18 protein-coding genes are annotated in these 21,818 nt (G+C 29.9%); 5 read left to right on the forward strand and 13 right to left on the reverse strand.

The features are described 5' to 3' along the window. Positions 1-110: 110 nt before the first annotated feature. Positions 111-2,471 (reverse strand): autotransporter outer membrane beta-barrel domain-containing protein, encoded by a 2,361-nt coding sequence (locus E0E45_RS04925; protein WP_130890142.1) that lies wholly within the window; start codon positions 2,469-2,471, stop codon positions 111-113. A 139-nt stretch (positions 2,472-2,610) separates the two neighbouring features. On the opposite strand from E0E45_RS04925, the gene E0E45_RS04930 reads away from it, so the two are divergent. From E0E45_RS04930 to E0E45_RS04945, 4 genes are all read left to right on the forward strand, one after another. Continuing rightward, positions 2,611-3,369 carry a YdcF family protein gene (locus tag E0E45_RS04930; RefSeq protein ID WP_130890143.1) on the forward strand — a complete coding sequence of 253 codons (759 nt, stop codon included), beginning with the start codon at positions 2,611-2,613 and terminating at the stop codon, positions 3,367-3,369. 27 nt (positions 3,370-3,396) lie between these two features. Continuing rightward, a complete protein-coding gene (locus E0E45_RS04935) occupies positions 3,397-4,782 on the forward strand; it encodes an aminopeptidase P family protein (RefSeq protein WP_130890144.1) in 1,386 nt (461 codons plus the stop codon). Positions 4,783-4,869: 87 nt separating this feature from the next. Further along, a complete protein-coding gene (gene catA / locus E0E45_RS04940; RefSeq protein ID WP_130890145.1) occupies positions 4,870-5,523 on the forward strand; it encodes a type A chloramphenicol O-acetyltransferase in 654 nt (217 codons plus the stop codon). 79 nt (positions 5,524-5,602) lie between these two features. Beyond that, the gene (locus E0E45_RS04945) at positions 5,603-6,040 is read left to right on the forward strand and encodes a GNAT family N-acetyltransferase (RefSeq protein WP_130890146.1); all 438 of its coding nucleotides are present in this window, start codon (positions 5,603-5,605) and stop codon (positions 6,038-6,040) included. Positions 6,041-6,275: 235 nt separating this feature from the next. Here the strand turns inward: E0E45_RS04945 and codA are convergent, their stop codons facing one another. From codA to E0E45_RS04995, 10 genes are all read right to left on the reverse strand, one after another. Beyond that, positions 6,276-7,511: a cytosine deaminase gene (gene codA / locus E0E45_RS04950; protein WP_130890147.1), complete on the reverse strand. Its 1,236-nt coding sequence runs from the start codon at positions 7,509-7,511 to the stop codon at positions 6,276-6,278. Between the two features lie 10 nt (positions 7,512-7,521). Continuing rightward, positions 7,522-8,775 (reverse strand): cytosine permease, encoded by a 1,254-nt coding sequence (gene codB / locus E0E45_RS04955; protein ID WP_130890148.1) that lies wholly within the window; start codon positions 8,773-8,775, stop codon positions 7,522-7,524. Between the two features lie 415 nt (positions 8,776-9,190). Beyond that, a complete protein-coding gene (locus E0E45_RS04960; RefSeq protein WP_130890149.1) occupies positions 9,191-9,382 on the reverse strand; it encodes a DUF4250 domain-containing protein in 192 nt (63 codons plus the stop codon). Next, positions 9,379-11,013, reverse strand: coding sequence for a BatD family protein (locus E0E45_RS04965; protein ID WP_130890150.1), 1,635 nt, complete (start codon positions 11,011-11,013; stop codon positions 9,379-9,381). Before E0E45_RS04965 ends, E0E45_RS04960 begins: the two co-directional genes overlap by 4 nt. 9 nt (positions 11,014-11,022) lie before the next feature. Continuing rightward, positions 11,023-12,084, reverse strand: coding sequence for a tetratricopeptide repeat protein (locus tag E0E45_RS04970; RefSeq protein WP_130890151.1), 1,062 nt, complete (start codon positions 12,082-12,084; stop codon positions 11,023-11,025). Then, positions 12,074-13,051, reverse strand: a complete 978-nt coding sequence (locus E0E45_RS04975) for a vWA domain-containing protein (protein ID WP_232044061.1) — start codon at positions 13,049-13,051, stop codon at positions 12,074-12,076. The genes E0E45_RS04970 and E0E45_RS04975 overlap by 11 nt, the downstream gene beginning before the upstream one ends. A gap of 6 nt (positions 13,052-13,057) precedes the next feature. Then, on the reverse strand, positions 13,058-14,017 hold the full coding sequence (locus E0E45_RS04980; RefSeq protein WP_130890153.1) for a vWA domain-containing protein: 960 nt from the start codon (positions 14,015-14,017) through the stop codon (positions 13,058-13,060). Further along, positions 14,017-14,733 (reverse strand): hypothetical protein, encoded by a 717-nt coding sequence (locus E0E45_RS04985; protein ID WP_130890154.1) that lies wholly within the window; start codon positions 14,731-14,733, stop codon positions 14,017-14,019. The genes E0E45_RS04980 and E0E45_RS04985 overlap by 1 nt, the downstream gene beginning before the upstream one ends. Further along, complete coding sequence (locus tag E0E45_RS04990) at positions 14,730-15,542, reverse strand: DUF58 domain-containing protein (RefSeq protein ID WP_130890155.1); 813 nt, start codon at positions 15,540-15,542, stop codon at positions 14,730-14,732. The genes E0E45_RS04985 and E0E45_RS04990 overlap by 4 nt, the downstream gene beginning before the upstream one ends. Before the next feature lie 17 nt (positions 15,543-15,559). Further along, entirely contained in the window at positions 15,560-16,522 is a 963-nt protein-coding gene (locus E0E45_RS04995; protein ID WP_130890156.1) for an AAA family ATPase, read from the reverse strand. A 193-nt stretch (positions 16,523-16,715) separates the two neighbouring features. Between E0E45_RS04995 and E0E45_RS05000 the strand changes: the two genes are divergently transcribed. Next, a complete protein-coding gene (locus tag E0E45_RS05000; RefSeq protein WP_130890157.1) occupies positions 16,716-17,897 on the forward strand; it encodes an ROK family transcriptional regulator in 1,182 nt (393 codons plus the stop codon). Positions 17,898-18,192: 295 nt separating this feature from the next. Here the strand turns inward: E0E45_RS05000 and E0E45_RS05005 are convergent, their stop codons facing one another. Next, on the reverse strand, positions 18,193-19,914 hold the full coding sequence (locus tag E0E45_RS05005; protein WP_130890158.1) for a solute:sodium symporter family transporter: 1,722 nt from the start codon (positions 19,912-19,914) through the stop codon (positions 18,193-18,195). Between the two features lie 39 nt (positions 19,915-19,953). Next, a complete protein-coding gene (locus E0E45_RS05010; RefSeq protein ID WP_130890159.1) occupies positions 19,954-21,528 on the reverse strand; it encodes a sulfatase in 1,575 nt (524 codons plus the stop codon). Positions 21,529-21,818 lie beyond the last annotated feature (290 nt).

The raw sequence follows: 21,818 nt of genomic DNA on the forward strand, positions 1-21,818 counted from the left end.
ATAGTCAAGACAGATAAATTTTAGAGATTTGAGAATTAGAAAGAATTCAATTTTTCTATCAAAAAAGTTCTAAAATTATATTTTTACTTGCAGATATTCTCTCTTTTAATTTAGAATGTATATTTTACCCCTAGAGAAACAGAGGATTCAAAATGGTTTCTATTGATTAAACCATGAAATCCAACATTGTACTCTAAAAGATTCTGTGCAGTATATGAAACATTAAGGTTTATAACTTCTGTATCTTTTGATACTTTCAGTGCAGGTATTGTGTAATGTACTTCAGGCTTGAAAATGAAGTCAGCATGAGTATTTCGAGGTTTTTTACTGGAATGATACCATGTCAAATCTCCATTAATATTCCAGCTTTCAGAAATATTGTATTTATATTTTAATCCTGCTTTTGATATAAGAGATGGAGAAGTATTCTTTTTAACATTCAAAGCATAATTATCTTCATCAGCAGTTGTATCTTGTTTCTCATTATATCCCTGATCTTTGTTCCAGATATAATCTAGTCCAGCATAAGGGTAAACATAATTTTTACTATCATCTCCTGATAATATATACCCAGTTTCCCAACCAAAAGAAGTAAGAAAAGAATCAAATTTCCCTGTTATCTCCCTTTTATTGTAGTTGTCCTCTCTGTCTAGTATTCTTCTTTTTAGTTCATGACGAGAGTATCCTGTTCCTGCCTGAAAAATATTCAGCCAGTTGTTATGAAGATAAGAAACACTTCCAACAAGAGTGAATGAATCAATATCTTCTTTACTATTTCCTTTGTCTTTAAAATCAGCTTTGCTTCCAACATACCCATAATTTAAACCAAATGTAAAATTGTTGTAAGGGAAGACAGACTGTCCATTAAAGCCATAAGATCTGTATGAATAAGCTGGATGATAAGAATTTCCATAGTATTTACCATAAGAGGTAATAAGTTCTCCGTATTGAGTAGTTAAATTAGGATTTAGATTGAACTCTCTATTTAAAGAATAATTTTTTTCTCTGGCTTTCATATTGTTTATTTCATGAATATTTGATTTTGGATAATTATATATAGAGTCATAAAACCCACCAACTATATCATTATTTGGGGAAGGATTATCAGGTTTTTTATTTAGAACAAGGTAAAGTATTCCATTTTCTTTATCATATTCATAATTTCCAAGCCATCCTTCAGCAACATTGGTTACATTTATTTTTCCTATATTACTATTATTACTGTCTTTTATGTAGACAGCAGGTATTTTGATTACAGTATCATTTGTTACATACATGGAATCCATAGGATGTTCATTAATTATCCCATTGTTTATAAGTTGATTGGTACTTAATGTAGGGGTAAGAAGATCACTTACTTGTATGTTCAATGTTAGTTTTATGTTAGGATTGATAATTAAAGTTCCATCTAGTTTTTCTCTGGAAATGGGAGGAATAGAAACTGAAGATGGATTTCCTTTATATTTATCAGGAACTGCAAGAGTCATATCCTTATCGAGGTTCCATGTTCCAGATTTTACTGCTATATTTGAGAAATTTTTGATAGTGTAGTCAATTACACCATTTGAAATAGGTTTTCCACTTGATTGTGTTTCAGAGAGAATGAGAGTATCAGTTCCTCTGTTCCCTTCTACTATTCCATTTATTTTAGAAGCAGTTCCAAGTTCCAGCATATTATCTCCATTACCCATAAGAATAGCTATTTTTCCTTCCTGCTCTATTGTTCCGTGGTTTACAAAAGACGATGAATTACTTACAGAAACTCCAACATTTCCCTTGTTGGCAATTATTCCATAATTTTCTCCATGTCCTCCATTCTGTATAGCAAGTCCATAGCTTGAACCATTTCTTATTTCACCTGCAGCTGAATTTATAAAGGTGCTGTTGTATACAGAAACCCCAAATTTTCCCTTATTAGAAATAATTCCATTGTTTATTCCTTTACTGTGAAAATCTACAGTGAATCCATAATTTCCACTATTGGAAATAGTTCCATCATTTGTCCCAGTGCTGTTATGTATATAGAAACCTGTATTTCCCTTATTGGAGATTACTCCACTTTTTTCGTTTATTGCTTCTTTGGTAGAATAAGCAGAAATTCCGTACTCTCCTATATTTTCTATTTTTCCAAAATTAGATACTTTTTCACCATTGATAAGCCTTATTCCAAAACTTCCATCATTGGAAATTTCACCCCCTTTTCCATTAACTATTACTGAATCACCAGATACATCAATTCCATAATCACCATTATTTTTTATTGTTCCAAAATTTTGTATTAAAGAGAATGAAGAACCAGTTATTCCATGAGAGCTATCATTTTTTATAATACCAGTATTTAATATATCTGTGTGAGTAGCTCCAACTATGCCATTATAAATTGTTTCTGAGTTAGTAATACTTTCATTTTCTACAGCAGGACTATTTAAGCACATACTGAGAAAGATGAAAATTAATAGATATTTTTTCATTTTTCTCTCCTTGTAAAGTATATATTAATTGATTTTCCCCTACACTTTACAGTTATTAGACAAAATTCTAAAAATCCTTTTATTTTTCAACAAATTATAGTAATATATAATAAAGAACTTGGATATAAAGGAGCTGAATATGTTTATTATCGAAAAAATAATCTCAATGACACTGTTATCACCATTACCATTTATTCTAATTTTTCTATATATAGGATTTAAAAATATATTAAACAGGAAGATAAAATCTGGTCTTGTACTTATACTTATTGGAATTGGTACTTATCTTGGAACATGTGATTTTTTTATAGATAGCTTTCTTTTTAAATTGGAAAGTGCATATCCTATAATATCAACTGTAAAACTTCAAGAGGGAGATGTGTATATACTCTTAGGAGGAGGAATAACTCCAAATACTTCTGGAGGAAATGTTCCATCAGATGGTGCTAACGCAAGAATAATAAAAACTGCACAGCTTTATAATAAATATCCAAAGAAGATATATATATCAGGAGGAAGTCCGCTTCAAAATAAAGAGAGTGAAAGTTCTGTATATAAAAGAGAATTGACAGCTTTAGGTATACCTGCTGAAAATATTATCATAGAAGAAAAAAGCAGAAACACAAGAGAGAATGCTGTATATATAAGAAAAATGATGGAAGAAGCCAAAGAGAGAAGAGCAGTCTTGATTACATCAGCTTTTCATATGCTGAGAAGTGTAAAAACTTTTGATGATGGAGAGAAAGGAATGGTATTCTATCCAGCCCCATGTGATTTTATGGCTAAAAGTGAGCCTGAAAACTTTTTTGATTATATTCCTAAGTACAGCAATTTTAAAAAGTTAGGAATACTCTTGAAAGAATATGTTGGAATAGTGTATTATAAAATAAGATATTAACAAATAAAAAAGTACCAAGGGGGAAAAATGCTGGGAAGAGAAATTTATGTTCAAAGAAGAGAAGTGCTTAAAAAGAAATTGGGAAAAGGAGTAGTGATTCTTCCAGGGAACAATGAATCACCTAGAAACTATAAGGATAACTGCTATTCTTTTGATCAGGATTCAACATTCCTTTATTATTTTGGAATGGATATACCAGGTCTTATAGGAGTGATAGATGTAGATAATGGGAAGGAATATATATTTGGAACGGACTTCACTCTAGATGATATAGTGTGGATGGGAGAACAAAAACTTCTTAAAACTTATGCAGAAGAAGCAGGGGTAGAAAACTTTGTTGAGATGTCAGAATTTGAAAAATTTGCAGCTCAGCTAAAAAAAGATAAAAGAGATATTCTTTTAATACCTCAATATAGGGCAGATAATATAATGAAGTTAAGCAAAGCCTTAGAATTAGATCCGTTTAAATATGATGAATATACATCATTAAATTTAATAAAGGCCATAATAGAACAAAGAAATGTAAAATCACAAATAGAAATAGAAGAGATAGAAAAAGCAGTAAATGTAACAAAAGAAATGCATATTACTGCTATGAAAACAGTAAAAGCAGGAATGAAAGAATATGAAGTAGTAGCAGCTATTGAAGCAGTAACAAAGAAATATTATGGAGAAACTTCATTTTTTACTATATTTACTAAAAATGGACATATTCTGCATAATCATGGATATGATAATACCATAGAAGATGGGGATATGATTGTTCTTGACTGTGGAGCAAAGAACAGAGAAGGATATTGTGGAGATATGACAACTGCTTTTCCTGTAAATGGAAAATATAGCGATAAACAGAAGGATATATATTCTCTATTGATAGAAATGTTTGAAAAAGCAGAAGAAATGGTAAGACCTGGAATAAATTATAAAGATGTGCATTTGGCTGTTTCAAAAGTATTAGCTGAAGGTATGATAAAAAGAGGATTGATGAAAGGAAATGCAGATGAAGCTGTAAAAGCTGGGGCTCATGCTGTGTTTTTCCCACATGGGCTAGGACATATGCTGGGACTAGATGTACATGATATGGAAAATCTGGGAGAAGATCTTGTAGGATATGAAAGTTTTCCTAGAGATATGCAGTTTGGATTAAAATCTTTAAGATTGGCAAGAGTATTAAAAGAAGGGTATGTATTTACTATAGAACCAGGTATATATTTTATTCCTGAACTTGTGAAAAGATGGAAAGCAGCAGGAAAATTTATGGAATATCTGAATTATGATAAAATAGAAGAATATTTTGGATTTGGTGGGATGAGATATGAAGGAGATTTTGTAATTACTGCTGATGGTGCTAGAAGATTGGGAGATAAAATGCCTAAATACTATAATGAAATAGAAGAAATTATGAAAAAATAAACTGTTATCTGCTGGTCAGAGGAGATAGAAAATGATAAGAACAAGCAAATAAACCTCTTGAAAATATAAAAATTCAGGAGGGACAAAATGAAATTTAAATATATTGATATAGATAATTGGAAAAGAAAAGAATATTTTTATTACTATTATAAAAATGTAAAATGTACTTTTACAATGAATGCAGAATTGGATATAACTGAACTAAGAATAAATTTGAAAGAAAAAAATATAAAACTCTATCCTGTACTTATATATCTTTTATCAAGAATTGTAAATAAATATACAGAATTTAGAATAAGTATAGACAAGGATGAAAAACTTGGATATTGGGAAAATATGATGCCTGCTTATACTATTTTTAATAAAAAGAAAGAAACATTTTTCAATTTGTGGACTGACTATGATGAGAATTTTTTTAAATTTTATAAAAATTATTTAAAAGATGAAAAATTATATGAAAATAGCGAGAGTATGTTTCCAAAAGGAGAAATACCATCTTATACATTTTCAATTTCAATTATACCATGGGTAAACTTTACTGGATTTAATCTAAATATATATTCAGATGGAAGTTACCTTCTTCCTGTATTTACTTTTGGAAAATATGTGAAAAAAAATGATAAAATAATAGTTCCTCTTTCTATACAAGTACATCATGCTGTATGTGATGGATTTCATGCTGGAAGGTTTTTTAATGAAGTGCAGAAAATGTGTATAGATAGAGATTGGTTGGAGATATAAAGATATGAAAGAGAGAAAAAATCAAAAAAATAATGATTTTAACTCTCTCTTTTTTTAATAAAGTAAATGGAGAAAATATATGGAAGCTGTATTTGGAGAAAAAAATGATTTTAAAAGTTGGGTGGAACTTGTAAAGCTTGTAAGTGGAAATTTTCCTGGGTTAGATTTAGAGTATTATAAAAATATTTTGATAGAGAAAATGGAGAAAAATGAAACAATAGTGGTAAAGGAAAATGAAAAAGTAGTGGGAGCTTTAGTTTTTTCTTATACTGAACAGGAAATAAGCTTTTTAGCAGTACATCCAGAGTATAGGAATAAAGGAATAGGACTGGAACTTGTAAAAAAAGTTATCTCATTATTCCCAATAGGAACAAAGCTGATTGTAATTACTTATAGAGCTGGAGATGAAAAGGGAAGGAATGCTAGAAAATTATATAAAAAAGCAGGTTTTTCAGAAGGAAATCTCATAACAGTATTCGATTACCCATGTCAGGAATTTATTTATATTATAAAGTAAATTGAAAAGAGGACATTCCTTAAATAGAAATAAAATTTTAGAATTATTACAGTAGAGAGTTTTATTGGTAATTTTGATTGTAAAATATAGAAAAGTAAATAATTCAATAATTAGAGTAACTAAGATTACTGAATCAGAATATTACTATTTTTTATATTTTACCTATTTAATTAATAACACTAACTCTTTCAATTTCTAAAATTTATTTTAAATTTAAAGATGTCCTCATTTTTTATCAAAACAGAATTTTTTTTACAGCAGGAACAGCAGAAGCTATAAGTTTTCCACGATTGAAACTGTACAATACCTCACTTTGCTTATTTAATACATTGTAGAAGTTATCATTATTTAATACTATAAAGCTAGCAGGGTTACCTTCTTTTATCCCATAAGAATTACCTAAATGAAGAGTACGGGCAGCATTATGAGTAATAAGCTTATAGCTGTTAAGTATTTCTTCGTATCCCAGCATTTGGCATACATGAAGTCCCATATGTACTACAGTCATCATATTTCCATCTCCAAGAGGATACCAAGGATCAAATATATCATCATGCCCCATAGAAACATTATTTCCATTTGCAAGAAGTTCTTTTACACGTGTAACTCCACGACGTTTAGGATAAGTATCAAATCTTCCCTGAAGATGCGTATTAACAAGAGGATTACATACGAAATTGATATTACTCATTCCTAAAAGGCGGAATAGTTTACTGCAGTAAGCATTGTTGTAACTGTGCATAGCAGTAGTATGGCTGGCAGTTACCATATCTTTCATACCACTTTCAAGAGCACGGCAAGCTAATACTTCCAGTCCTTTTGACTGCTCGTCATCTATTTCATCACAATGTACATCCACTAGACGTCCATATTTTTCAGCAAGTTCCATACAGAAATTTACACTTTCAACAGCATATTCACGAGTAAATTCAAAATGAGGAATAGCTCCTACACAATCAGCACCCATTTTTACAGCATTTTCAAGAAGCTGTTTTCCATTTGGATAACTAAGAATACCTTCCTGAGGAAAAGCAACTATTTGCAGATTTACAAAATCTTTAAGTTCTTCTTTAAGTTCCAGCATACCTTCCATTGCAATAAGAGTAGGATCTGTAACATCCACATGAGTACGTACATGTTGAATACCATTTGAAGCCTGCATTTTTATAGCACGACGAGCACGATCTTTTACATCTTCCTTATTTAGTTTTTCTTTTCTTTTAGACCAGCACTCAATTCCTTCAAAAAGAGTTCCAGACATATTCCATACAGGATCACCAGCAGTAAGGCATGTATCAAGGTGTACATGGCTTTCTATAAATGGAGGAAAAGCTGATTTACCAGTACAATCTATGACTTCTTCTCCTGGAAGAGCTTCAAGAGATGAAGAAATAATTTTGAATATACCATCTTCTACACGAATATCAGAAGCAGTTTTACTATTTTCAATAAATATATTTTTAATAAGCATTGATTACCTCCTAGTTATTTTTTTTATTAAGTATATTGTCAAGAATTATAAATATTATACCAGCACTGACAAGAGAGTTTAAAGGTTTTATTCCCCATGGAATAAATATACCGATTAAAGCTCCAACTATAACAGCAAAAATACCAGCAAAGTTAAAATCTTTATATTTATAATTTTTATTTCCATATTCAGCTTTGTGAGTAAAATAATGAAGAATAATAACAGCACCTACTGGAGGAATCATTCCACTTAACAAGTTAAGAAATCCAACAAAGTTATAATATAACCATACAGCAGTAACAGTTCCTACTATTCCACCTAGAAGTACCATTGGCTTCATTGGAACTTTGGTAATATTTGAAACTCCAAGACCAGCAGTGTAGAGAGCATTGTTATTTGTAGTCCAGATATTAAGTCCTAAAGTTATAACAGCAGGGATAGCAAGCCCTTGAAGGATAAGGATATCAAAAATATCAGCAACTCCAGTAACAGCTCCGCCTACAGCACCAAATATCATCATGATTGAATTTCCAACAAAGAAAGCAACTACAGTTGCAACTACAGCTATTTTAGCAGTTTTTGAAAAACGTGTAAAGTTAGGTGTTGCAGTACCTCCAGAGATGAAAGAACCCACAACAATCGCTATGCCAGTGGCAAGATTCAAAGGTGTTGCAGGGTTCTCAGGGAAGATATTCATAAATCCACCAACTTTTGTTATTCCCCAATTCAGTGAGAATACTCCAAGTACTGCAATTAATGGAACAGCTATAGAACCTAATATTGCAAGAGCTTTTATTCCATAATATGCAGTAAGAGTCATAACAATACCAGTTATAACAATTAGAATCCATACAGGAATTCCAGTAAGACCAGATACAGGAATAGCAAACATTGCAACTCCTACTCCAAACCAACCTATTTGTGTAAAGCTAATAAGTGCAGAAGGTAAAAAGGAACCAGTTGTACCAAAAGAATGATGCCCAAGAAGATCAAGAGTAAGACCAGTTTTTTGTCCAATATAGCCTAAAGTTCCACAGTATACCCCAAGAAATGCATTTCCAATAATCATGGCAGTGAAAAAGTTCATCATATTCATACCAATACCAAGATTTCCACCAGCAGTCATACTGGGAGTAAAGAATGTAAATCCTACAAGGACTACCATTGCTGCCCATAATCCCTGTGTTTTTTTGGAAGATGGAACAGCAGAAAGAGAATATTCAGAATCCTTTTCAATATTCGTTTGATTGTTTAAGTTACTCATTTTCAGCTCCTCATATATATTATTTTGTTAAAAACATAATAAAAGTCAGTACATTAAAAGAGATAAAAAAGAAAATATATATAAATACTAAACTTTATTCCAATGTAGGATTATATCAGAAAAATATAAAAAATTCAATTACATATTATATATTTAGAGAATATTAATTTTTAAAATAATATTGGATTTTTAAATTAATTTGATATTTTATTTTACAGCGAAATAATAAGCATTAAAGATAATAAAAAGTTTTAAACAGAATGCTGTAAATAGAAGAACAGGTAAATTATTGTAACAGGAGAATTAAGATAAAATTAAAAGGATTAACTTCTGTTTTATACAGAAATTAATCCCTATCAGTCAATTTTTTAAATAATATCTAAGAAAATAAATCTATCTGTTTTTATTTCTCATCTCACATATTTGTAAATTGATTTGTAGAATTATTATAAATAAATCTATTATCTTTGAAATGTGAGATAAGAGCTTCTTTATCCACTTCTTCATCTTCACATAGAATATCAATAGATGAATAAAAATCCCTTAACTTCATATTCAACATACTATAAGCAATATTTATATCCATTGTCAGATAATTATATTTCATCCTTTTAACTCCTTTTTAAGTGTTCTCAATATTTCATTTCTATCTAATGGTTCAAAAGCATAGATTTTCTTTTCAATATCTCTATTCAACTCAATTATTTTTTCATTGGTCCCACTTTTTAGAAGCTTATCTTCTAAGTGAGCTTTTGGGCTGAAATCAAATTTTTCTTTCATAAGTTCACAATAAAGATTATAAAATTCTTTGTCATCCTTTACTTTTTTCATTTGTTTTAATTTAGGGTTAGAAGAATTTTTTAATATTTTTCTATCTAATAGTAGAAATATGATAATACCTGCTTCCAATAAAGAAAGAATTATAACTCCAATCATAAGCTTATTGTCTGCTATATCAATTTTTTCTATCTGCGAATCAGGGATAGAAGAGATAGCTATTTTTTCTGCTGGTGCAGATGGAGCATTTATAACAGCAGGAGTATTATTCCCAGGTGGAGTAGCAGGAGTCACAGTTGAAGGAATAACTGTTCCATTAGCTGAACCTGTAATTTCTATTTCTTTTGCAGGAACTTCAAAATCCATGTATTTCTTCTCGGCAGTATTAAAATATGGAATTTTAATAGATGGAATAGTTGCTTTATCAGTTATTTTTGGAATAAAAGCTATTTCAAAAGTTTTTTCAGCATAATACTTTCCATCTATAATTCTTTCTCCACTTTCTTTAGAACTTTCAAAAACATTAAAGTCAGGGAGATTATTAGGAACTATTTTTTCAAGCATATCCAAGTTAACATCTCCATAAAGTTTTAAAGTAAGAACCACAGATTCCCCAAACTTTATTTTGTCATTATTCCAAGAATAGTCACCTTTTAATTCTCCTACAACTTCTTGGAAACCAGCAGGTTTACCAGAAGGAAGAGGAAGAATATTAAGTTCCATCTCTTTAGAACCAAGATATACAGGAGCAGAAGTACTTCCAAATACAAAACTGTCATTAGGACCACTTTCTACTACAGCAGCATATCCTCCTTTTATAGATTTATTTCCAGAGGAATTAGCTTGTAATATAGCCTGATAAAGAGTTATTTCCAAGCCTCTGTTTCCCTTTTCATCAGTAAAATATTTTTCGATGTAACCTCCTCTATTATTTGCTGGAGTTATGTCTTTTACAGAAAGATCACCAAAATTTGGTCTGTCTATATATTTTAAATTTCTTAAGGGAACAGTTGTTAATAATTTTTCATCAAAAGGTATTTTTTGTCCAAAATAGAAAGTATTTTTTTCTTTCAGATTATCCTGAATAATTATTTTTCCTTCTACATTAACTTTTGTTTCTTTAGAAACATTTATATTTATAGAATTTGATGTCTCTTTTTTCCCATTTACTTTTAAAGTAAAGTTTCCTTCTTTAAGAGGAATAAGAGTATATACATCTGATTTTGAACTTGTAGATTTTCCATTTACTATGGAATAGCTTGATTGACTTCCTTTAGAAGCTATCTTAAAATTTTCTATTCCATCTATTGTATAATCTTTTTTGTCACTGTCTAAAAACTTTACCTGTAGAGAAATAGGTTCATTTATAGATGGATTATTATTGTTGACATCTAAGATTATTTCAGAAAATGTAACACTGCTGATGAGTAAAAACAGCAGTAAATTAAAAAGTTTTTTCATTTTTCACCTCTACCATCTATTATTTGAATTTCCAGTATCTATATTTATGACTCTTTCATTATTTTTAAAAGATTGTTTTTCATTACCTTCCAGTCTTTTTAAAATAGCTCTGACTTCTCCTTCTCTTACATCATCTTTAGAGTCTATAGGCTGTACCTCACCTTGAGGAATACTATTCTGTTTATCATTCTGATCTTTGTTTTGATCTTGCTTATCATTTTGTTTATCTTGATTCTGCTGATTTTGTTTGTTTTGCTGATCCTGTTTATTATCCTGATCTTTGTTCTGGTCTTGCTTATCATTTTGTTTATCTTGATTTTGTTGATTTTGATTGTTCTGTTGATCCTGTTTATTATCCTGATCTTTGTTCTGGTCTTGCTTATCATTTTGCTTGTCTTGATTCTGCTGATTTTGTTTGTTTTGCTGATCCTGTTTATTATCTTGATCTTTATTTTGATCTTGCTTATCATTTTGTTTATCTTGATTCTGTTGATTTTGATTGTTCTGTTGATCCTGTTTGTTATCTTGATTTTGCTGATTTTCCTTGTTTTGTTGATCTTGTTTATTATCTTGATCTTTGTTCTGGTCTTGCTTATCTTTTTGCTTATCTTGATTTTGTTGATTCTGATTATTTAAATCTTCTATTTTTTTCAAAACTATCTCATAGTTCTTTTTAATATTAACATCACTGGAAGTTTTCATAGCAAGTTTATATTCTTCAAGAGCAGCTTTATATGCCTTTATAGCTTCCTCAGGATTTTTCTGTACAGCTTCATCTCCAAGGAAAGCGTAAGAGTTTCCTCTAATAAAATATTCTGTACTTGGAGTTTCAGTAATGTCTTTGTATTTTTTTTCCTCATAAAGTGATTTTATAATATTATTTCTAACTTCATTATTTTCTTTTATTTTTAAAGATTTATTGTATTCATCACGAGCTTCTTCAAATTTGTTCTCTTTAAAGAAAGAGTTTCCTTTGTTATTATGATAATAAGCCTGTGTACTGTTAAAAGAAGCAGCAAAGGCAACGAGTGAGAGCACAAGGATAGTAAGGCATATTATTTTATTTTTCATCTTTTGCCCCTCCTCTTATGAAATAACCAAGAAGTATAAGGAGTATTCCAATACCTAAAGGTATTTGAAAGTATTTTTTATACACTTTCATAGTTTCATTCCTTTGGTTTTTTCTTTCCAAATTAGCAGTATCTCTAAAGAAATTAGCAGTATCATCTTTCAGATTATTCACTTCATAATATTTTCCATCACTCTCTGAAGACAGTTTTTTCAAAAAATCAGAGTTAAGTTTACTTACAACAGCTGAACCATTGTTATCTTTTATAAAACCAACTTTTTTTCCATTGATATACTCTGGGATGATGGTTCCTTCATCAGTACCAATACCTATTGAGAAAACATTCATCTTATTATCTTTTACAAATTTTAAAGATTTATCATCAAAATCTCCTCCATCTGAAAGGACAATTATAGTTTTGTTATCACTATTGATTTCTTTAAATGATTTCTCTGCAAGTTCCAGAGCCTGATAAAGTTCTGTTCCACCACCTGAAATCAGATTAGTGTCCAGAGCGTTGATATAGTTTTTACCAATAGAATAGTCATCAGTAAGAGGCATTTGTATATATGCACTGTCAGAGAAAGGAATAAATCCAATTCTATCTCCTTTCAAACCTCGAAGAAGATTTTCCAGAGTTCTCTTTGCTGCCTCCAATCTATTAGGATAGACATCTTCTGTCATCATAGATCTAGATGTATCAATAAGGGCATATATATTCAATCCTTTAACCTCCACAGTATCTTCATTCAGAAGTTTTTGGGGAGAAAGGAGAGCTATAACTATCATAATTGCCCCTAAAGTCATAAAAATAATTTTAATTATCTGTACAAAATTGTATTTTTTTAGTTTAAGTATATCAAGTATCCTGTTTCTTTTACTCATACCAATTATCATAAAGAAGAGAATGAGAGCAGGAACTATTATATATACTGTATAATTTATATTTCCAAATTCCAAGTTATTCACCTCTTATTATGGTATTCTTATGTAGAAAACATACTCAAAAAATATTCCTAAAACTAAAAGTATCAGAGAAAGTTTTAATAAATTTTCAAAGAGCTCATGTTTGTCATAGAATGTTCTTCCATCTATCTGTGTTTTTTCCAAGGCATCTATTTTATTAAAAATTTCTTTAAACTCTTTACTGTCACTGGCTCTGAAATATTCTCCACCAGTAGTTTCAGCTATACTTTTAAGCATATTTTCATCAAGTTCTGTATTTTTAACTGTAGTGTATCCAAAAAATGAAGGAACTTTCACTTCCTTTGCTCCAATACCAATTGTATATATTTTTATACCAAGTTCCTTAGCTATATCAGCAGCAGCAGATGGACTCATTTCTCCAGAGTTGTTTTCTCCATCTGTCAAAAGTATTATAACTTTAGATTTAGCTTCAGAATCTTTTAATCTGTTTAGAGCCACTCCGATTCCCATACCGATAGCAGTTCTTGTATTGCTTGTTATATCATCAACAGTAAGCTTTCCTGTCATTTCCTTTACTACATTATGATCAAATGTAAGAGGAACTTTTGTATAGGCATCCCCACCAAAAACAATAAGAGCAAGTCTGTCATCGGTTCTTTTATCTATAAATTCACTAAGAACCTCTTTAGCTTTTTCCAGACGATTTGGAGTAAAATCCTCTTGAAGCATAGATTGAGAAAGATCCAAAGATATTGCAATATCAATACCATCTTTTTTCACAATTCTGTTTTCTGATAATAACTGAGGTCTTGCTAGAGCTGTTATCATCAGTATCAATGAAAGAAGGATAAGATATTTTCCAATAAGATATTTTTTTGTTTTTAATTTGAAATTTTTGATAGGTTCGATTCCAGGAACTTCAATACCTTTATTTTTCCTTTTTTTCAGAAAAAAGAAAATGACAACAGGTATCAGAATAAGGAAGTATGGTGCTGCAAATTTAAACATTATTCTTTTACCTCCTTTATTTTTCCATATATTTCAAAAGCTTTTTCTTTACTCTGTTGAAAGTAGTCATCTCTGTCTTTAGAGAATTTATAATTATCCAGCCATTCAATAAATTGAATATCCTCATCATTGAGCTTTTTTAATGGAGAGTAAATACCATTGATAAAATGAGAACCATATTTTTTGTCTATATATTCTCTAAGGGCATAGCTCATTTCATAGAACCACTTATCTTTAGACAGCACATTCATTTCATTTTCAAATTTTTCTTCTGGAGTTAAATGTAAAGTTTTATCTTTTTTAATTTTTATTCCAAGAAGAATAATCACAAGAGCTGTGATTCCAGCTACTCCACTTATGGCAGATCCATATGGAAACTGATGAAGAAATAAGTTCTTGTTACTTTCATCAGAAAGGTTTATGAATATCTCTTTATCATCAGGAGTCAAAACTGACTTTACATCAATAGTCACTTCTTTATTTCCTATATTTATTATATTTTCACCTGTTTTAAATCCTTTTACTGAAAGGATAACTGCACCATCTTTTCCATCTTTCATATTCTCAATAGAAAAATCTGTATTTTTAAATGAGTCTATTATTTTTTCTTTAGATATACCTGTTATCTGCAAAGTTACAGTATCTCCTATATTAATATCTTTTGCAGAGAGTGAAAGAGATAGTGTCACAAAAAGAATAATTAATGTTTTTTTCATAATGCCCTCCTTCTTTTGAAAAAATTAGAAAGAGTAACAACATAATCTTCATCAGTGTAAATGTTAAGTATATTTTTAGGGATGTCTTCATTAAGAGTAATATCCTTATCAAAGTTCTCTATTACTATTTCTTCTCCTGTTTCAGAATCTATCATGTTGAATATAGCTCCCTTAGGAAGGGTTTCATATTTTCTATCAGCTATTCTTATAGGGATAAGATCATGTTTTTGAGCTGTAACAGCCATGGATTTTTCATAACCTTTATCTATAAAGTCAGAGATTAAAAATACAATTGCTCTTCTTTTTGCTATTTTATTTAGAAAATCAAGTGCTTTAGATATATCTGTTCTTTTACCTTGAGGTTCAAAGCTAAGGAGATTATCCAGTATGACAAGAGAATGATTTCTTCCTTTTTTCAAAGGAATAAACTTTTCTATTTTATCTGTAAATAGAATTGCCCCTACTTTGTCACTGTTTTTATTGGCACTGAAAGCAAGACTTCCCACTAATTGACACAGCAGATCTTTTTTAGCATAAAAGCTGTTTGACTTGGAAATGTCAATAAGAAGGAAAATAGCAAGTTCTCTTTCTTCAGTAAATTCCTTTACATAAGTTTTTCTCTGTCTTGCACTAACTTTCCAATCTATTTTCTTAACATCATCTCCAGGGGCATATCTTCTTATATCAGAGAATTCCATTCCATTTCCTTTGAAATATGAACGATATTTTCCTGCAAATAATTCATCAGCAAGTATGGAAGAAGCTATTTCTATTTTTTTTATTTTTTTTAGAATTTCTGCTCTGTTCATAACTCCTCCTGTTCAGACTATGGCAGTTCAACTATTTCAAGTATATCTGTAATGATATCTTCTACTTTTTTTCCTTCAGCTTCAGCTTCATATGTAAGAATCATTCTGTGACGCAATACATCGAAGATAACTCTTTTTATATCTTGAGGGATAACATAATCTCTTCCTTCTAGAAAGGCATTTGCCTTAGCAGATACAACAAGTGCTATAGAAGCTCTTGGAGATGCTCCACAGGCAATATAGTTATTAGTTTCTCTTGTTTTAAATACAATATCAAGAATGTAGTCCATAAGCTTTTCATCTATATGGATTTCTTTTATAATCTGTTTAATTTTTTCTATTTTATCTTTATTTAATATTTCATTTATCTCAATAGAGTCAAAATCAGTTACAGAAGTAAGAAGTTTAAGCATATCTTTTTCTTCTGCTTTTGTAGGATATTCAATTTTTACTTTCATTAAAAATCTGTCCTGCTGTGCCTCAGGAAGAGGATAAGTTCCATCTTGTTCAATAGGATTTTGTGTAGCTAGGACGATAAATGGTCTGTCCAGCTTAAAAGTTTCACTAGCTATTGTGATTTGTTTTTCCTGCATAGCTTCAAGCAGTGCTGACTGTACTTTGGCAGGAGCTCTGTTTATCTCATCTGCAAGCACTATATTTGCAAAGATAGGTCCTTTCTTAATATAGAAGTCACCAGTTTTTTCATTATATATTTCAGTTCCTATAATGTCACTTGGAAGTAAATCTGGTGTAAATTGTATTCTTGCAAATTTTAGACCCAAAGTTTGAGCTAAAGTATTTACAGTTAAAGATTTTGCCAATCCTGGAAGTCCTTCCAGAAGAATATGGTTACCAGTAAGAATACCAATAAGGATTTTTCTTACCATATCCTCTTGTCCAATTATCTTTTTTTCGATTTCTTTTTTCAGAGCGATAATATTCTCTCTTTCAATTTCAATTTGTTCTTTTAGATTTTCCATTGATGCCTCCTTGTTCGATGTTTCTACTATTTATATTAATAAGTTATAGAGCGAATCCTTTTTTACAACAATATATTAGACGAAGAAAATCACAAAATTGTTGAAACTTTTTTAAATTGAACTTAATTTTTGTTTTACAATATCTCCTTTCTCTATGCTATAATATATTAGCATTAGTAAAAGGGTGGTTTCAATGAAAATAAAAGATATAAAAAAAAGAAATATTTCTAAAATCTTAAATGCATTAAGAAAAAACAGCAATACATCTAAAAAAGACCTTTCAGAGATTGTAAATCTTTCTCCTAGTACTTTGACAGAAATATGCTCTGATTTGCTGGAGCAAGGGATAATAAAAGAGCTTGGAGAGGTAAACAGTGACAAACCAGGAAGAAAAAAAGTGCTTTTATCTATAAATTATGATTATAAAAAGATTATAGGCATAGATATAAAAAATAATTTTTTTTCTCTTACTCTTACTAATTTAAAAGGAGATGTAGAGATTCAGAAATATTTTGATAAAGATACTTCTGAAGCATATAGCTTTCTGGAGGAGCTTATAAAGGAGATAAGAAACTTTATAAATGAAAATAATCTGGATAAAAAAGAATTTCTTGGAATAGGAATAAGCATAGTTGGAGCAGTTGACTTTAATACTGGTTCTACTATGAGTTTTATTGGATTCTGGAATGAAGCTGTACCTCTAAAAAAAATAATGGAAGAGAAATTAGAAATTCCAATTTATGTAAATAATAATGTTAAAAATCTGGCTATTTATCAAATGTTCTTAGAAGATGAACTTTCAGATTTCTTCTTTCTGAAATATGGAACAGGGGTAGGGGGGAGTCTGGTTATTCAAAGTGAGCTTTTTAAAAAAGAATCTTCATTGAGTGGAGAGATAGGACATTCAATAATTAATAATGATGAAAATATATGCCCTGTTTGTAAAAGAAAAGGGTGTTTTGAAAATAATTATTCTGAAAGAGCTATTCAGGAAAAAATAGAAAAGATATATTCTAAAGAAAGTACTCCAATTATATTTTCTTTGACATCTGGGGATAAGTGTAATCTTTCTTTTGATATCATACTTAAAGCGGGGGAATCAGGAGAGATAGCTGTACTTAAAATACTTCAAGAGGCAGCAGATTATTTGGCAATTTTAATTCTGAATATGTTTACTCTTTTTTATCCAAAGAAAATTGTGTTATGTGGAAATATTTTTAAAAATGATGTGTTTATCAATTATCTTTTTGGATATATTCATAATAAGCAAATATTTGATTTTAAAAAAATAATATCAGTGAGCAGCATTTCAGATAAAGAGGAAAGATGTGCTCCAATATTTTCAGTATTAAAAGAGAAATTTTATCTGTTGTAAAAAATAAAACTGTGAAAAGATTGAATAATAAATAAAAAGCTAATCTGATTTTTAATCATTTATTTCTCAGTTTTTTATATTAAAGATATAAATTTTTTTATTAAAATCTATACTTCTATATTTTTGAAGATGTAGTTTTAATCAATTATTCACTAAGATATATTAGAAGATTATAAAATTTAAAATAATAAAAAAATGCTGAAATGAGGAAATCAAATCTTCACTTTAGCATTTTCTATAATAACTACTTTTATCTTTATATAGGGTATTCTCTTGTATAATATATATTTAACTTTTATATTGTCTGCTTTACTGACTCTTTTTCTTTTGCCATTCCCATTTTATCTACAAGAACAAATAATACTGCTGATAAGATAATATAGACAGCTGTTATCATAGTAAATCTGCTTCCGATATTTTTCGTAAGTCCAACTAGACCATTATGAGAAAGAAGTGTATAGACATATATAGTAGTTGTTGCTATTAGGGAACTCATAGGTTTTGCATATCTCCAATGTACCAAAGAAATTTCATTTTTTCTGCTTTGTATATAAGGAGTTTTCATAGGAGCAATATACCCAATGACAACCATGATTATTACACAAAGAAAGAATAACATTCCTAGTACATGAAGGAAGCTTATATTTACTTTATACACAAACTGCATCATTCCATAAAGGAACATAAATACAAAGATAGCAACTTTAGCTGCAATAGCAGGTATTTTTCTTGAGAAGAAACCTACAAATACTATTACAAGAGTTGGAACATTGAAGAATCCCATGAATTTTTTCATAAATTCAAACAGTCCATTTGGAGCATTTACTATATATGGTGCTACTAAAATAGCAAGGATACCAAGAACAGTTCCAAATATTTTACCAACAGTTACCAGCTTTTTATCTTCTATATCAGGATTGACAATAGGCTTATACAAATCTAAACAGAATAATGTAGAAGCTGAATTTAAAGCAGAGTTAAAGGAACTTAATATAGCTCCAAAAAGAACTGCTCCAAAGAACCCTACTAAAGGAGTAGGAAGAACTTTATTTACAAGTATTGGATAAGCAAAATCACCTTTAGTTATTTCATTTCCATATAAATGGAAAGCAATTATACCAGGAATTGCAAGAATAATTGGAGCAAATATTTTTAGGAATCCAGCATAGATAACTCCTTTTTGTCCCTCTGCCAAACTTTTAGCACCAAATGCTCTTTGTACTATTGCCTGATTTGTACACCAGTAGAATGTATTTATCAAGATAATTCCTGTAAAAAGAGTAGAGAATGGAACTGGTGCAGTAGTATCTCCTATTGCATTTAATTTTTCAGGATGATTTATAACTAATTTTTCTATTCCTTGTAAAAAACTTCCATCACCTAAAGCTCTTAGTCCAAGAATTGGAATAAGTAATCCTCCAGCTACAAGTCCTACACCATTGATAGTATCAGAAACAGCAACTGCTTTCAATCCACCGAATATAGCATAAATTCCTCCAATGATACCAATTCCCCATATAGTAAGTACAAGAGCAGCCTGCTCTGATATTCCAAACATTGCTGATATATTGAAAAGAGAGTTTAAGGCTACTCCACCAGAATATAATACAACTGGAAGGAAAATAACTCCAAGACTTATCAGAAAAAGAACAGCAACTATATTTCTTGTTCCTTTGTCATATCTTTCTTCAAGAAATTGAGGAACAGTTGTAAATCCACTTGTTAAATATCTTGGAAGGAAGTATAATCCCATAAATATCAAAGTTATACCTGATGTTACTTCATAACCAATTACAGATAACCCTCCCATAAAAGCATTTCCATTCATTCCTACTAACTGTTCTGTAGAAAGATTAGTAAGTAATAATGAACCTGCTATAACTACGCCACTTAAACTTCTTCCACCTAAAAAATACCCACTGTTAGAATCAAGATTTTCATTTTTTGTAAGATACCAAGATATTACTGCTACTAATCCAGTAAAGAAAATAAATGTAACCACTGCTAATAGATTCATATTTCACCCCTTTTGAATATGTATTATTAATATAATTTATTATGCCTGTTTTATTCTTGGCATCCACATTGGTTCTTTTCCAAGCTCAGCCCAAATATATTTTAAAAGTAGCTCACTTTTCAGTTCTTTGTATTTTTTATTATTCCATAAATTATTTAATTCTTTTGGATCTTCTTTTAAGTCAAAAAGTTCTCCATAGGACTGATTGTAATATACTGTTAATTTGTATCTATCATCAACATAAGTTTTTAAATGTATAGTGGTAGGTTCATGGTGGTTTTCACAAATAACATGATCTCTCAATTTTACATTTTCATCTGCCCATGCTTTAGTTTGGTCTATTCCAGTCATATCATATGGTATTTTTATTCCGCACATACTCAAGAAAGTAGGAGCAAGGTCTACCAATGATTGAAGAGAGTGAGAAACTTTGTTTTCTGGGACAACTTCAGGATATTTTACAATAAAAGGTATTTTGATAAGATCTTCATAATGAAAAGGACCTTTTCTGATAAGTCCGTGTTGACCAACAAAATGACCATGGTCTGTTGTGAAAACTATTATAGTATCTTCAGCAAGTTCTAACTCTTCCAATTTATCCAGAATTTTACCAATATATTTATCCATCATTGATACCATTCCATAATATAGGGCAAGGTCTTTTTTGATATCTTCCTTTTTTTGTAGATGTGAATGCATACCATGGATACCAAATCCAGTTTCTTTATACTCACTAAAATCAGGATTCTTCTCCTGTGTTTTCTTAAAATGTGGTGGATTATATTTATGATCATCATTTATTATTTCTTCATCTATAGTAAGCTTTTCTGGATCGTACATAGATGCCCAAGGTTCAGGTACAAAATATTCAGGATGAGGGTCAAAGAAACTTGCCCAAAGAAAGAAACTTTCATCATTGTTTTTGTAATTTTCAAGCATACTGTTACATCTTTCAGCTATCCATGAATTATAGTGATATTCTTCTGGAATTTCCCATTTTCCCCAGTTTCTTTTACTGTTAAGAATATTTCCTTCTTTTTCTACTAATATTTCTAATCTTGGATATTCCTCTTCACTCATATTACCAGTAGGATTTAAATAATAATCTCTCCAGTTTTTGCATCCTTTTTCTTCAAGCCATATTGCATAATGTTGTCCTACATGAGATTCATTAGTATGGTTTCTTGCAAGCTCCACATGGTCAAATCCATAGAATCTACCTCTATAATTTTTCCAGAACTCAAGGTCTTGCAAATATGGGTAAGCTTCTAAAGAGGAAAATTCCTCAGTAGATGCCAGTGGTTGAAAATGTGCTTTTCCTATTAGAGCACTCTTGTATCCATTTCCTCTGAATATATCTCCAATGGTAGTTTCATTTTCAGATAATTTAGTTCCTAAAGTCCATGCACCATGTTGACTTGGATATTTTCCAGTAATAATAGATGCTCTGGTAGGAGTACAAGTAGGATTTGGACAATAAGCTCTGTCAAAAGTAGTTCCTTCTTTAACTAACCTGTCAAGATTAGGAGTAAGAATCTCTTTATTAAAAGCACCTATTGTATCAAAGTGCTGCTGATCACTTGTTATCAATAAAATATTAGGTCTTTTTTTCATAAAAATATCTCCTTGAAAATAATTGTTTTATATTACGAAATAATTATAAAATTATAATATAATATTTCTTGAAATATGTCAATAAATAATATGATAATATTTTATAATTATATTATTTGTACTGATATAAACCGTTAAAAGGAAAATAATATTTAATTTTAATAACGAAATATTTTGAAAAAATTAATGATTATATTGAAAATTATATGCAGTAACTATTTTAAATTATTTTACTCTTTTGAGGGTGAAACATTATTAAATAAACTATTGGGTGGAAAAAAGTTGAAGAG

Origin of the sequence: Fusobacterium ulcerans ATCC 49185 (assembly GCF_900683735.1) — a bacterium.
Taxonomy (GTDB): domain Bacteria; phylum Fusobacteriota; class Fusobacteriia; order Fusobacteriales; family Fusobacteriaceae; genus Fusobacterium_A; species Fusobacterium_A ulcerans_A.

Coding starts and splice junctions, on each gene's coding strand:
- E0E45_RS05005 (WP_130890158.1), bottom strand. CDS start 19,914: ATGAATCTATTAGCAGTGGTTACATTTATTTTCTTTACTGGATTAGTA.
- E0E45_RS04980 (WP_130890153.1), bottom strand. CDS start 14,017: ATGTTTAAATTTGCAGCACCATACTTCCTTATTCTGATACCTGTTGTC.
- E0E45_RS04965 (WP_130890150.1), bottom strand. CDS start 11,013: ATGAAAAAACTTTTTAATTTACTGCTGTTTTTACTCATCAGCAGTGTT.
- codB (WP_130890148.1), bottom strand. CDS start 8,775: ATGAGTAACTTAAACAATCAAACGAATATTGAAAAGGATTCTGAATAT.
- E0E45_RS04970 (WP_130890151.1), bottom strand. CDS start 12,084: ATGAAAAATAAAATAATATGCCTTACTATCCTTGTGCTCTCACTCGTT.
- E0E45_RS04925 (WP_130890142.1), bottom strand. CDS start 2,471: ATGAAAAAATATCTATTAATTTTCATCTTTCTCAGTATGTGCTTAAAT.
- E0E45_RS05000 (WP_130890157.1), top strand. CDS start 16,716: ATGAAAATAAAAGATATAAAAAAAAGAAATATTTCTAAAATCTTAAAT.
- E0E45_RS04945 (WP_130890146.1), top strand. CDS start 5,603: ATGGAAGCTGTATTTGGAGAAAAAAATGATTTTAAAAGTTGGGTGGAA.
- E0E45_RS04995 (WP_130890156.1), bottom strand. CDS start 16,522: ATGGAAAATCTAAAAGAACAAATTGAAATTGAAAGAGAGAATATTATC.
- codA (WP_130890147.1), bottom strand. CDS start 7,511: ATGCTTATTAAAAATATATTTATTGAAAATAGTAAAACTGCTTCTGAT.
- catA (WP_130890145.1), top strand. CDS start 4,870: ATGAAATTTAAATATATTGATATAGATAATTGGAAAAGAAAAGAATAT.
- E0E45_RS04990 (WP_130890155.1), bottom strand. CDS start 15,542: ATGAACAGAGCAGAAATTCTAAAAAAAATAAAAAAAATAGAAATAGCT.
- E0E45_RS04935 (WP_130890144.1), top strand. CDS start 3,397: ATGCTGGGAAGAGAAATTTATGTTCAAAGAAGAGAAGTGCTTAAAAAG.
- E0E45_RS04985 (WP_130890154.1), bottom strand. CDS start 14,733: ATGAAAAAAACATTAATTATTCTTTTTGTGACACTATCTCTTTCACTC.
- E0E45_RS04960 (WP_130890149.1), bottom strand. CDS start 9,382: ATGAAATATAATTATCTGACAATGGATATAAATATTGCTTATAGTATG.
- E0E45_RS05010 (WP_130890159.1), bottom strand. CDS start 21,528: ATGAAAAAAAGACCTAATATTTTATTGATAACAAGTGATCAGCAGCAC.
- E0E45_RS04930 (WP_130890143.1), top strand. CDS start 2,611: ATGTTTATTATCGAAAAAATAATCTCAATGACACTGTTATCACCATTA.